Genomic DNA, 12,460 nt, shown 5'->3' with positions numbered 1-12,460 from the left:
TGTTCTGTTTGAGAGCAATGTGCAGCGCTCCATACCCTGGATTGCCGCGAGGAGAGTATTGCTCAAGTCTCGCTATTCGTCGCGTGGTGCTGTCATCTGAGACGGTATTTTTTAACCAGGCTGTACCAGGTCTCGCAAATAATCGCCGAAACCACCGCGTGCGCGACTGTCCAGTCGAGCACTGGTCAGCACTTGCGGGCGATGGCTCCAGGCTATGTTTGCGCCACAGCGTTCGAGTTGTCGCACCAGTTGCACATCTTCGTCACAGGCCAGCGGTTCGAAACCGCCGGCGCGCTGATAGGCATCAGCACTGATGCCCAGATTGGCTCCATGAATGTGCCGATGACCTTCGCGGGCCTGATAGTGCTGGTGATAGCGAATCTGAGCCGACTCATCGAACGCCTCGTGCCACGCCTCCACCGTGACCGTGCCGCACACCGCATCGACGTCGAGGGCCAGTTGCGCCACCAGCCAATCGTGCGCCACACGGCTGTCGGCATCGGAACAGGAAATCCAGCGAGCCCCGCGCTCCAGCAGAAACCGTGCGCCGGCGGCGCGAGCCTGACCGACGTTGCGTGCCTCGATCGCCAGACTGTGCACCGGATAGGCGCTGACGATCTCCGAGGACCGGTCGGTGCAACTGTCGAGCACCACCAGCACCTCGACGGTTTCACCGCCCAGCCGCTCGTGTTGCGCGGCGAGCAGGGCCGCCTCAAGGCAGTCTTCGAGCAAGTCTTCTTCGTTATGCGCGGGGATCAGAATGCCGATCATCGCAAGCCCTCCAGAGCCGCCACGGAGCGTGGTTCACGACTCCAGAGTTCCAGTAGAAAATCCGCTTCCTGATGCAGGGCCAGTCGCGGCAAATGCAAATGTTCGTGGAGCAAGTCATGGACTTGCCGGGCGTTCAACGGACAGCCGTCGATGGGCGGGCGCCAGTGGCAGGCCAGCAGTTGGCCGTCGGCGGTCAGCGATTGTGCGGCCTGTTCGATCAGGCGTTTCAGATCATCGGCGTCGAGGTAGTAGCCGACCTCGCTGAGCACGATCAGGTCGAATTTCTCGTCCGGCCAATCGGCAGGCAAGCGGCTGTGGCGGACTTCGGCGTGGTCGAACGGGCCGAGTCGGGTGCGAGCCAGCGTCACGGCTGCGGCGGCGGTGTCGCAACACAGCAGACGATCGCAGCGGCTGGCCAGCTCAAAGCTCAACTCGCCGTTGGCGCAGCCGGGCTCAAAGATCGCCCGGTAGTGAGGGCGGGGCAGTGCGGCGAGGGTGATTGCGCGTTTGCGCTGTTCATACCAGCGCTGACGGAACGACCAGGGATCATCGTTGCCGGCAAACAGACCGTCGAAATAGCGGTCGTCGACGCTCATACAAACACCACTTCGAACGGTTGCAGCAGCCGTTCCAGCACATAGGGCGCCAGCACGGGCGGCAAGCCGATGTGCGGGTCACCCTCCAACTGGCTGGCAAAGGCGTGGATCGCGTGGCGTTTGCGCGCGACCAGGTGCGGGGCCAGGAGGATTTTTCGCGCCCGGTGCCACGGCACGAAACTGTCTTCAGGTGTCGCCCAGTGCCAAGTCCATACGGGCAATTCATAGACGGTCGCACCCGCTCGTCTTGCCGCTGTGGCGCTGGCCCGGCCCACGGCTTCGTGGTCGCAATGGCCGTCCTCGCACCACGTGGTGAATACCACGTCGTTGGGGTGCAAGTGACGTTCGATGAACTCGCTCAGCTCGCTTTCTCGATCAGCGACCTGGCTGTCTTTGAATCCACCGCGCAGCCATTTCAGGCTGTGCAGGGGCACACCGAGACGTCGCAAGGCTTCGACCGATTCCTGTGGCCGCACCGCGCTCAGGCGCTCCACCGGCCAGCGCTCGGAGCCGGGATGGCTGGCGCTGCCATCGGTGACCGAGATCAGTTGCAAGGGCCGACCGGCGGCGGCGAGCAATTGCAGGAAACCGCCGCAGCCCAGCACTTCGTCATCCGGGTGCGGGGCGATGATCACTGCGCGGGCACCTTCCGGCACCAGGCTCAGGATATCGATCACCGGTAACTGCGCCAGGTGGCTGGAGGTCTGCCACCGATGAAGCGGCGTGCCCTGGCCGACGATAGGATTGGTTTTCATAACGTCCATGTTCCGGTAATGACGGTTTGGCCGAGGGCGGCGAGGTCGCGTTCGGCGTGGCTTTGGCGCAGGAACACCGGCAGGTCGGCGATCAATCGGGCGAACTGCCGATCCCTACAGTAGGGACCCGCGCCGAGGGCGTGGCCGACATGCAACATGACCTGTTCGGCGGTGTGTTCCACCACCGCACGGGCGCGCCGGGCCAGCAATTCGGCGTCGTCCAGCGGGGCGGCGTCGATCATCAGTGCACTGACCCGCAAGACCTCGGCGGCGGCATGCAGCGCACTGTCGACGGCGCCGAGGTGAGCGAGGGCGTGGGGTTCTTCATGGTGCGCGCAATGGCTGCGCAGGCGTTCGGCAATGCTTTGCGCCGCGCCGTACCAGCAGGCGGCAATGCCGATGCCGCCCTGCCAAAAACCGGGCCGATTCAGGTAATCGCCGGGTGAACCGATGGCTTGGCCCTCGGCGCCTTCGAACAGCACTTCGACGCTGCCGGAGGCGCCCATGCCGACCGCTTGCCAGCCTTGATCGGTCACGGTCACGCCGGGTTGATCCAGCGCCACCGCAACCAATTGCTGGCAGTCCTGATGATCCCAGGCCGTGAGCAGCGCATGACTCAACACCGCCGCGCCCGAGCACCAGGCCTTGCGCCCGTTCAACTCGACCATGTGTCCCTGCGGACGGACGCGCACCCGGGCGTTTGGCGGTTCAGCGGCCCACATCCCCCACGTGCTGCCCGGTGTCGGCGAGCCACCCAACTGCTGGATGATCGCCAGCGCATCGGTATGGCCTTCGTACAACTTGCACAACCCCAGGTCATGCCCGCCGACCTCGGCCAACCGCTGGAATCGCTCCAGTGTCTGGCCACTGCCGGGCAGCGGAAGCTGATCAAGCCCAGCCTCCACCAACGCCCGCAGGCACCGGCCTAGCGCCTGAGTATCGGCGTAGTCCGGTGGCTGGCGAGTGAGAAACGCTTGAAGGTCCATTTCACTCTTCTTCCTCATGCTGCAATTCGAACAGCAGCAGCGAACGCCCGGTGACGGAATATTCGTGACCGAACTCGAAGCGTTCCTGTCCGCGAATCGACGGTTGATTGGTGTCGACCATGCACGTCCAGTGATAGCCGTCCGGCACTTCCGGCAAGGTGAAGTTGACGATGTCGTGGTGCGCGTTGACCACCAGCAACAGGGTTGCGTTACCGCCTTTGCGGCGGATACCGGTTTCCTGGGCGCGGCCGTCCATCAACATGCCGAGGCAGCGGCCGTGCGGTTCTTCCCACTGTTCGGTGGACATTTCACTGCCATCCGGGGCGAGCCAGGTCACGTCCTTGACGCCGATGTCCTCGTTGTAATTACCCACCAGGAAGCGTCCGCGACGCAGGATCGGATAGGCCAGGCGCAACTTGATCAGGCGCTTGACGAACTTGAGCAGGGCCTTGCCGTCTTCGCTCAGGTCCCAATTGACCCAGCCGATGTCGCTGTCCTGGCAATAGGCGTTGTTGTTGCCTTCCTGGGTCCGGGCGAACTCGTCGCCGGCCACCAGCATCGGGGTGCCTTGGGACAGCAGCAGCGTGGCGAAGAAATTGCGCATTTGCCGCTGACGCAGTTCATTGATTTCCGGATCGTCAGTCGGGCCTTCGACGCCGTGGTTCCAGGACAGGTTGTTATTGCTGCCGTCCTGATTGTTCTCGTCGTTGGCTTCGTTGTGCTTGTCGTTGTACGACACCAGGTCATTGAGGGTGAAACCGTCATGGGCGGTGATGAAGTTCAACGAGGCATAGGGCCGCCGGCCACGCTGATTGAACATCTCGCCGGACGCAGTCATGCGGCTGGCGAAGTCGGCCAGTTGGCCGTCATCGCCTTTCCAGAACGCGCGCACGGTGTCGCGGAACTTGTCGTTCCACTCGACCCAGCCCGGCGGAAAACCGCCGACCTGATAACCGCCGGGGCCGCAATCCCATGGCTCGGCGATCATCTTCACCTGGCGCAGCACCGGGTCCTGGCGGCAGGCCACGAGGAAGCTGTGACGTTCGTCGAAGCCTTCGTGGTAGCGGCCGAGGATGGTCGCCAGGTCGAAGCGGAAACCGTCCACGTGCATTTCCGTGGCCCAATAGCGCAGGGAGTCGGTGACCATTTGCAGCACGCAAGGGTGACTCAAATCGAGGGTGTTGCCGGTGCCGGAATCGTTGATGTAGTAACGCTTGTCATCGGGCATCAAGCGGTAGTACGAGGCGTTGTCGATGCCGCGCATGGACAGGGTCGGGCCTTGTTCGTTGCCCTCGGCGGTGTGGTTGTAGACCACATCGAGGATCACTTCCAGATTGGCTTCGTGCAGGTGCGCGACCATCTCCTTGAACTCGGCGATCTTGCCGCTGGCCAGGTAACGCGGGTCCGGGGCAAAGAAGGCGATGCTGTTGTAGCCCCAGTAATTGGTCATGCCTTTGTGCAGCAGGTGCTGGTCGTTCACGAAAGCGTGGATCGGCAGCAACTCCACCGACGACACCCCGAGCTTGCGAATGTGTTCCAGCACGTCATCGACCATCAACCCGGCGAAGGTGCCACGCACGTTCTCGGGGACCGAAGGGTGGCGCATGCTGATGCCGCGCACATGGGTTTCATAAATGATCGTCTTGTCCCACGGCACGCTGACGCGATGGTCGTTGCCCCAGGTGTGAGCAGGGTCGATCACCTTGCACTTGGGGACAAACGGTGCGCTGTCGCGTTCATCGAAACTCAAATCGGCGTCAGGATGCCCGATGGTGTAGCCGAACAACGCTTCGGACCATTTCAGCTGGCCGACCAGTTGTTTTGCATAGGGGTCGATCAGCAGTTTGTTGTGGTTGAAACGATGACCGTTGGCCGGGTCGTATGGGCCATAGACACGGTAGCCGTAAATCAGCCCTGGGTGGGCGTCGGGCAAATAGCCGTGGTAGATCTCGTCGGTGTATTCCGGCAGTTCGATACGTTCGAGTTCAACCTCGCCGGCATCGTCGAAGATGCACAGTTCGACTTTGGTGGCGTTGGCGGAAAACAAGGCAAAGTTGACCCCCAGACCATCCCAGGTCGCACCCAGCGGGAAGGGCAAGCCTTCACGGATTCGCGAGGCCTCGGCGTGAGGTTCTGGCGCGGCTTTCTTTGGATTGGACATAGATGCTCCTGCAAAAAGGGGATTCTTTGTAGGAGCGAGGCTTGCCCGCGAAGGCGGTGTTTCAGTCACAGTTGAATCGACTGACATGCCGCCTTCGCGGGCAAGCCTCGCTCCTACAGGTTTTTCGTGGGCGAGCAAGCCCACGGTGGCCAGGGGGCTGGCCACGAGGTCAATCAGGACGCGATAGTGAAGCGTCAGACAGCAGGCGGTTTGCGCGCTGCTTTAGGCTTCTTCTCGGCAGCTTTTTCGCCGGGCGGAATCACCTTTGAAGCCGCTGCAGGCTTGGCCTTGGCTTTCGGCTCGGGCACCTTGCCATTGGCTTTGGCCACAGCAGGCTTGGCAACCGTTTTACTGCCGGCAGCCTTGGGCAATTTTTTGGGGGCCAGGGCTTCGGCTTCAGCAAGCTTGCACGCCATCTCCCAATGCCGGGCGTCCTGGCCCTCAGGCTTACCTTCCGATTCCCAGATTTGATAGGCAAATTCGCGAACGCGTTTATCGTCGGTACTCATCGCAATACTCCTGAACTGAACTCAAGCTTGGGTAAACGTTTGAATAAAGAGATTGACCGGGAAATCCCCCAGCGCGGCGCTGATGTTCAGCTCCCTGTGGTGTGTGACTGCTGTGCTCGAGAAAAGTCCCTTCAGATTTTCCTCAGAGGCGGTGAACGGTAATTTCACCCGTGTATCGCCCCAGCGCAGCGCGTCAACCCGGGGTTCGGCACTGTTTTCCAGCAGCGGGGCACATCGAATCGGTACGATCACGATGGCCCGTTTTCCCTGATGTTCGCGAGCAAAGGCCAGCACTCGGTGAGCCTGGCTGCCCACGACCTCAAGGGCTTGATACGTCCCTCGCCGAAACAGCTCCGCATGCTCGGCCCGCAGGTTCAACACCTGCTTGATCAGGGTTTGCTTGATGTGCCCGTCACGCCAGTTGGTCAACAGGTCAGGCAGATTCAACGGCACCTGCATCGCCTGTTGGCGGCTCACGTAATCCACCGGCCGACGGTTGTCCGGGTCCACCAGCGAGAAGTCCCAGTACTCGTTGCCCTGGTAGAGGTCCGGGATCCCCGGCACGGTCATGCGCAGCAAGGTTTGCGCCAACCCGTTGAGGGCACCGGGGACGGCGATGCTCTTGGCGGCTTTGCTGAGTGCGGTGCACAAGAGCTCGCCTTCAGGGCTGAGCAGCAAGCGTTGCAGGAATTGCTGAACGGCGTTTTCGTAAGCCTCGTTCGGCGCGCTCCAGCTGCTTTGCAATTTGGCTTCACGCAAGGCTTTTTGTTGCCACTGCCACACCCGTTGAGTGTAGTTCTCCAGCGCCGGTTGATCGTAACCGTGCAAATCGAGTGGCCAGCTGCCGAGGAGCGCTTGATACAGGATCAATTCATCGCCCGCCGAGGGCATCTGGTCGTCTTCACGCAAGGGCCGGGCAAGAGTCCGCCACAGCGGGACCTGCTCGGCGTACCAGGCGCTGCGTTCACTCAACACCGCCAACCGCGCGCGGGTGTCTTCGCCGCGTTTGTGGTCGTGGGTGGCGGTGGCCAGCAGGTTGTCCGGAAACTGCTCCAGGCGATTGATGCAGACGGCATGGAAATCGGCGACCGGCGCACTGAATTGCTCGGTGCTGAAGCCCACATCATTGCGCGACAGCAGCACCGCTGAGCGATAGAACGCGGTGTCTTCCACAGCCTTGGCTGCGGCGGGTGAAGTCAGTTGCTGGAACCGCACACAGGCATGCTTGAGGATCTTGCGCTGACGACCCACCGGGCGTTTGCGCCACGGCTCACCGCCGAGCCAACCGGCCAGGCAATCGAGCACCGGCCAATCGGCCTCGCCGAGGGTCTGCCGGGCACCGTCCATGGCCTGCTGGAAAAACACATCGTCTTCGGCAGAACGGCCACGCGGGCTGATGTAGGTGCGGTACACCGGGAAATGCACGATCAGTTCCTGCAACGCCCGACGGATCGCGCCCAAGGTCAGGTCGCGGGTCATCAGATCGTCCCGAGCCACTTGCAGCAACGCCTGGGCCACACTCTCGAAATCGCCGGCCAAGGAGCCGTTGAGAATCTGCTGGCGCGCCAATTGCGCTTCCTGACGGAAGTCGGCGGGCCGTTCGCTGAAGCGATTCCACAGTTCACCCAGAACCTTTTCACCCTCGGGATCGTGCTGCAGCAACGACAACTGGTTCATGAATTCGTAACCGGTGGTGCCGTCCACCGACCAGTCGCGGTGCAGGGTTTCACCTTCACCGAGAATCTTCTCGACGTAGATTGGCAGGTGCCGGTCGGGCGACAGCGTATCGACCCGACGCCGTAGTTTGCGGCAGTAGCCGCGCGGGTCGGCGAGGCCGTCGATGTGGTCGATGCGCAGACCGTCGACCAGGCCTTCAGCCACCAACTCGAAGATTTTCGCGTGGGTCGCTTCGAACACGGCGGGGCGTTCGACCCGCAGGCCGCCCAATTCGTTGACATCGAAAAAACGCCGCCAATTGATGTCATCCGCCGCCGTGCGCCAACTGGCCAGCCGATAGCTTTGGCGTTCGAGCAGGTTGTGCAGCCGCTTAAAACCATCGGGCGTCAGCGAATCGTAGGCACTGAGATTCTGCTGAATGCACTGCAGGATCGCAGGGTCACTGGCCAGTTCGCGCAGCTCTGCCTTCAGCGGTTGCGCCAGGCTGTGCGAGTCGGTCTGGTAGCTCAAAGCACTGAAACGGTCGGCGAGAAACTTGAGTTGCTCGTCGTCGGTTCGCAGCAGTTCACCGTAGCTCGACGGGCAGATCGGGAAGTGATGCTCGTAGTGCTCGACATAAAACGCACCGCGTTGTGCATCAAAGCGCAAGGGCAGGGTGCCGTCCTGCAAGGCGATGCCGTAATCGCTGCCGAGGAAAGGCAGCAGCAACTGGCCCTCCATCAGCGGGTCGGGCGAGTGCCATTGAATGTCGAAAAACTCGCCGTAAGGGCTCAGGCGTCCCCATTCCAGCAAGTCCAGCCACCAAGGGTTATCACTACCACCGACGGCCATGTGGTTGGAGACGATGTCGAGGATCAGCCCCATCTTGTGTTCGCGCAGGGCCGCAACCAGGCGACGCAGGGCCGCTTCGCCGCCCAGCTCAGGGTTGACCGTGGTCGGGTCCACCACGTCGTACCCGTGCATTGAACCGGCGCGGGCAGCAAGCAGTGGCGAGGCATAGACGTGGCTGATGCCCAGGCTGGCAAAGTACGGCACCAACGGCACGGCTTGATCCAGCGTGAAGCCTTTATGGAATTGCAGGCGCAACGACGCGCGAAGCGGCAGCGGTTGTATTGACTGATTCATTGGTCACGCTCGCCAGCCTGAAGTCGCGCGCAGGCGAGCAATTCCAGGCGCCGCGAGGCGTCCGGGTCATCGAGCAGCGCTTCACTGCTGCCCGGCAAGCGCCGCGACCAGTTGGGGTGCGTGTCGATGGTGCCGGGCAGGTTGGCCTGTTGTTCGATGCCCAGGGCATCTTCCAGTGGCAGCAACACCAGCGGTGCCCGGGTATGCCCGAGAAAGCGTACCGCCGCGTCCAGTATCTGGTCCGTCTCATGGGATTCTTCGCGGAAGTTCTGCGGGTCCTCGCTCAGCACGCGACGCAGGCCTTCACGCTCGCGCTCACGGTGATGGCGCCATTCGATTTCACCCGTGGCATCGACCAGGCCCAATCGGGCGTTCCAGTCGATGTCACGGCCATGCCACCAGCCATTGAGCGTCGGCAGGTCATGGGTGCTGGTGGTCGCGAGGGCGTTGTCCGGCCAGTCGAGAATCGATTTGAAGTGCGCGTTGTCCTGTTCAAACAGCAGCACGCGCATGCCGAGGATCGAGCGGGCGATGAGTTTTTCCCGCAGACCATCGGCCACCGTCCCGAGGTCTTCGCCCAGTACGATCGCCTGATGGCGATGGGATTCAAGGCTGAGCAGGCGCAGCAGGTCGTCCACCGGGTAATACAGGTAGGCGCCGTCGGCGGGCGGCGAGCCATTGGGGATCACCCACAGCCGTTGCAGGCCCATGACGTGATCAATGCGCAAGCCGCCGGCGTGGGCGAAATTGGCCCGGAGCATTTCGATGAAAGCGCGAAAGCCGTTGCGCACCAGGCCTTCAGGAGAGAATGCGGAAATGCCCCAGCCCTGGCCGGTGCGGTTGAGAATGTCCGGTGGCGCTCCCACCGTCAGTGAGGCGAGCAGTTCGTCCTGGCGACTCCACGCCTGACTGCCACCGCCGTCGGCACCCACCGCCAGATCAGCGATCAGCCCAATGCTCATCCCCGCGCTGCGGGCGGCGGTTTGTGCGCGCTCCAGACAACGGGTGATCAGCCATTGGCTGAACGCGAAGAAGCCAATGCGACCGGCGTTCTCTTCGGCAAATTCGGCGAGGGCGGCGCTGCGCGGGTCGCGCCATTGTTCCGGCCACTCGCGCCAGTCGAGGGTTTCACCCTTGGCGGCGCGCGCTTCTTGTATGGCTTCGAAGCGGCAGTGGTTTTCCAGAGCTTCACCGGCCGCGTGGCGGAAACTGCTGAAATCGGCATGCAACGGGTGTTCGCCCTGGACGAAGCCTTCATACAAGGCTTGCAGCAAACGATGCTTGGCTTCGGCGGCCACGGGCCAGTCAATCAGCGGCTGTTCTTCCAGGTGTTGCAGTTCGGCAGCGAGGCCGGTGGCGTCTATCGCGGCACGCCACGCGCGCTCGCCGAGAATAGCGCCCGGCGCAGCGTAGAGGCTGTTGAGAAACAACCGGCTGGACGGTGAATACGGGCTGTAGCGTTGGGTGTCGCTGCCAAACATCGCGTGCAGCGGACTGATCGCCAGCGCCTCGGCACCGCGTTCGCCGGCCACTCGAGCGAGGTCTTCCAGCGCCTGGGTATCGCCGAACCCGCCATCGCCGGCGCGACGCAGCGAGTACAACTGCACGCTGAGGCCCCAGGTGCGCGGGATCGGACTGTCGACGGCATCGCCGACGCTGTAGCAACGCGCTGGTGCCACGGCCAGGGTAAATGATTGTCCGTCGATGCTGACGTGCTGATACCCGACCGGAACCAGGCCGGGCAGTTGGGCCTCGGCGTCCAGTTTCAGGTTGAGTCGCGAGCCATCTTCAAGGTGGATCTCGCACGGCGATTCCGGTTCAAAGAAATGCGCCAGGTCGAGGCTGACGCCGAAATCGGCGGTAATGAGCGGCGGCAGATGCCGGGTCTGTTGCACCTCCTGCAATTGCAGGAGGCTGGCGTCGATTTCCTGTGCGGTGCTGGCCGGGTGGCCGAGTCCGATCAGGACATTGCGCAATACCGAGGGGGCGACTTTCTGCGGGCGGCCGTTGGCGTCGATCCAGTCGACTGCCAAACCGGCACGGCCGGCCAGTATTTCCAATTGCGCATCACTCATTGGCGCTCTCCATCCGGGGGTAGCAAGGGGGCTGCGGCCGTGAGGCTGACTAGCGCGCAATACGGGGCAAGGGTGCCCTGTTCCAACAGGCCGGCTGACTGAGGCGGCGTTTCGAACAACAACCTGGCGTCGGCCTGTGGGGAGTGGACCACTGGCTTGTCGCTGAGGTTCAGGTCAATGCGCAGCTGTCGGCCATTGCCCAGTCGCCAGCGCGCTGTCACTGCACCTTCGCCCAACACCTCGGCACCCAGGGCTTGAGCGCCCGGCAGGTGGGGGATGATGTGGTCGTGGCGAATCCGCAGCAGTTGGTGATACAGCCCCTGCATGGCCGATTGCCGGGTGGCGGTCAGTTTTGGCCGCGACGCTTCAAAGGTCTGTGGCGCGTTCGGATCGGGGATCTGTTCGCGTCTATGAGGATCGGCAAAGGCGCTGAAGGCCGCGAATTCATTCCGTCGCCCTTCACGGACCAGCTCCGCCAGCTCACCGTGGTGACTGGTGAAAAACAGGAAGGGCTCTTCGGCCGCGAATTCGTCGCCCATGAACATCAGCGGGATCATCGGCGACAGCAGCAACAGCGCGGTCGCCGCTTTCAGGGCTTCGAGGGGAGCCAGTTGATGCAAGCGTTCGCCGAAGGCACGGTTGCCGATCTGGTCATGGTTCTGCAAAAACAGCACGAACGCGCTGGGCGGCAGGTGACCGCTGGGCTCGCCCCGGGTTGTCCCGTGGCGGGTCACGTGGCCTTGAAACACGAAGCCCTGGCTCAGGCAGCGCGCCAGTTTTTCCGTGGGGTTGTCGGCATAGTCAGCGTAGTAGGCGTCGGTTTCACCGGTCAGCAAAACGTGCAAGGCGTTGTGGCCGTCATCGTTCCACTGCGCGTCGAATCCTTCCTCCAGCAGGCTGGCCTGGTTGTGTTCGTTCTCGACCGTCAGCCAGACGTGCCGCGCCGGGTTGGTTTGCTCGCGAACCGTCTGCGCCAGTTCCTGAAGAAAGTCCGGGCTCTCAATGGCGTGCACGGCATCCAGGCGCAGACCATCGAAGCGGTATTCCAGCAACCACATCAGCGCATTGTCGATAAAAAAGTCCCGCACTTCTCGGCGCCGGAAATCGATGGCCGCGCCCCAAGGCGTGTGCTTGTCTTCGCGAAAAAAGCCCTTGGCATAGTGATGCAGGTAATTGCCGTCCGGGCCGAAGTGGTTGTAGACCACGTCGAGAATCACCGCCAGGCCATGGCCGTGGGCGGTGTCGATCAGGTGTTTAAGTTGTTCGGGAGTGCCATAGGACGATTGGGGCGCGTAGGGCAGAACCCCGTCGTAACCCCAGTTGCGATCGCCGGGGAACTGCGCCAGCGGCATCAGCTCGATCGCGGTGATGCCCAGATCAACGAGGCGCGCCAGGTGCTTCTCGACTTCACTGAAGCCGCCGAGCGCACCGACATGCAATTCGTAGATGACCGCCTCGTTCCAGGGGCGGCCGGTCCAGGCGCTGTTCTGCCATTGATAGGCGAGTGGATCGACCACCACGCTGTGGTCGCCGATATCGCCGGCCTGCGCGCGGGAGGCCGGGTCCGGCACTTCCAGCTCGCCATCGATGTTGTAGCGGTAGCGCGTACCCGCCGTGCAACGGGTCTTGATCACGAACCAGCCATCAGCCTGAGGCAGTAGCGGCAAGGATTGTCCATCTTCCAGTTCGACACTGACGTAAAACGCATCTGGCGCCCACAAGGCAAAACGCGTGTGTTCTGCGTTCAGCATGATTGCGCCGTGGGGCCAGGTCTCAAGGGTCCGTAACGGCATCGTTGAAAACCT

Annotated in this window: 9 protein-coding genes; all 9 read right to left on the bottom strand. The window is 62.5% G+C overall.

The annotated features are described in order from the left end of the window. Positions 1–111: 111 nt before the first annotated feature. The 9 genes from FBY01_RS09655 to treZ all read right to left on the bottom strand — a co-directional run bounded on the left by FBY01_RS09655 (position 112) and on the right by treZ (position 12,448). Positions 112–771, bottom strand: coding sequence for a glycosyltransferase family 2 protein (locus FBY01_RS09655; protein ID WP_010459942.1), 660 nt, complete (start codon positions 769–771; stop codon positions 112–114). Beyond that, on the bottom strand, positions 768–1,367 hold the full coding sequence (locus FBY01_RS09650) for an SAM-dependent methyltransferase (protein ID WP_145307307.1): 600 nt from the start codon (positions 1,365–1,367) through the stop codon (positions 768–770). The genes FBY01_RS09655 and FBY01_RS09650 overlap by 4 nt, the downstream gene beginning before the upstream one ends. Beyond that, the gene (locus tag FBY01_RS09645; RefSeq protein ID WP_145307305.1) at positions 1,364–2,122 is read right to left on the bottom strand and encodes a PIG-L deacetylase family protein; all 759 of its coding nucleotides are present in this window, start codon (positions 2,120–2,122) and stop codon (positions 1,364–1,366) included. Before FBY01_RS09645 ends, FBY01_RS09650 begins: the two co-directional genes overlap by 4 nt. Then, positions 2,119–3,108, bottom strand: a complete 990-nt coding sequence (locus FBY01_RS09640) for an acyl-CoA dehydrogenase family protein (RefSeq protein WP_102593618.1) — start codon at positions 3,106–3,108, stop codon at positions 2,119–2,121. The genes FBY01_RS09645 and FBY01_RS09640 overlap by 4 nt, the downstream gene beginning before the upstream one ends. A 1-nt stretch (position 3,109) precedes the next feature. Continuing rightward, entirely contained in the window at positions 3,110–5,269 is a 2,160-nt protein-coding gene (gene glgX, locus FBY01_RS09635) for a glycogen debranching protein GlgX (RefSeq protein ID WP_077749961.1), read from the bottom strand. Positions 5,270–5,463: 194 nt separating this feature from the next. Beyond that, on the bottom strand, positions 5,464–5,778 hold the full coding sequence (locus FBY01_RS09630; RefSeq protein WP_010459953.1) for a DUF2934 domain-containing protein: 315 nt from the start codon (positions 5,776–5,778) through the stop codon (positions 5,464–5,466). A 21-nt stretch (positions 5,779–5,799) separates the two neighbouring features. Further along, positions 5,800–8,580, bottom strand: a complete 2,781-nt coding sequence (locus FBY01_RS09625; RefSeq protein ID WP_145307303.1) for a malto-oligosyltrehalose synthase — start codon at positions 8,578–8,580, stop codon at positions 5,800–5,802. Beyond that, positions 8,577–10,655 (bottom strand): 4-alpha-glucanotransferase, encoded by a 2,079-nt coding sequence (gene malQ / locus FBY01_RS09620; RefSeq protein WP_010459957.1) that lies wholly within the window; start codon positions 10,653–10,655, stop codon positions 8,577–8,579. Before malQ ends, FBY01_RS09625 begins: the two co-directional genes overlap by 4 nt. Then, on the bottom strand, positions 10,652–12,448 hold the full coding sequence (gene treZ, locus FBY01_RS09615) for a malto-oligosyltrehalose trehalohydrolase (protein WP_145307301.1): 1,797 nt from the start codon (positions 12,446–12,448) through the stop codon (positions 10,652–10,654). Before treZ ends, malQ begins: the two co-directional genes overlap by 4 nt. Between the last annotated feature and the right edge of the window lie 12 nt (positions 12,449–12,460).

Source organism: Pseudomonas sp. SJZ077, assembly GCF_007993905.1.
Taxonomy (GTDB): Bacteria; Pseudomonadota; Gammaproteobacteria; order Pseudomonadales; family Pseudomonadaceae; genus Aquipseudomonas; species Aquipseudomonas mandelii.
Note: the sequence above shows the minus strand (reverse complement) of the source record. Positions and strands in the feature narration are given on the sequence as shown.

What these genes read in the sequence shown, in the direction of transcription:
- FBY01_RS09625 (WP_145307303.1), bottom strand. Translation starts at nt 8,580, where the DNA reads ATGAATCAGTCAATACAACCGCTGCCGCTTCGCGCGTCGTTGCGCCTG.
- FBY01_RS09650 (WP_145307307.1), bottom strand. Translation starts at nt 1,367, where the DNA reads ATGAGCGTCGACGACCGCTATTTCGACGGTCTGTTTGCCGGCAACGAT.
- FBY01_RS09630 (WP_010459953.1), bottom strand. Translation starts at nt 5,778, where the DNA reads ATGAGTACCGACGATAAACGCGTTCGCGAATTTGCCTATCAAATCTGG.
- treZ (WP_145307301.1), bottom strand. Translation starts at nt 12,448, where the DNA reads ATGCCGTTACGGACCCTTGAGACCTGGCCCCACGGCGCAATCATGCTG.
- malQ (WP_010459957.1), bottom strand. Translation starts at nt 10,655, where the DNA reads ATGAGTGATGCGCAATTGGAAATACTGGCCGGCCGTGCCGGTTTGGCA.
- FBY01_RS09655 (WP_010459942.1), bottom strand. Translation starts at nt 771, where the DNA reads ATGATCGGCATTCTGATCCCCGCGCATAACGAAGAAGACTTGCTCGAA.
- FBY01_RS09640 (WP_102593618.1), bottom strand. Translation starts at nt 3,108, where the DNA reads ATGGACCTTCAAGCGTTTCTCACTCGCCAGCCACCGGACTACGCCGAT.
- FBY01_RS09645 (WP_145307305.1), bottom strand. Translation starts at nt 2,122, where the DNA reads ATGAAAACCAATCCTATCGTCGGCCAGGGCACGCCGCTTCATCGGTGG.
- glgX (WP_077749961.1), bottom strand. Translation starts at nt 5,269, where the DNA reads ATGTCCAATCCAAAGAAAGCCGCGCCAGAACCTCACGCCGAGGCCTCG.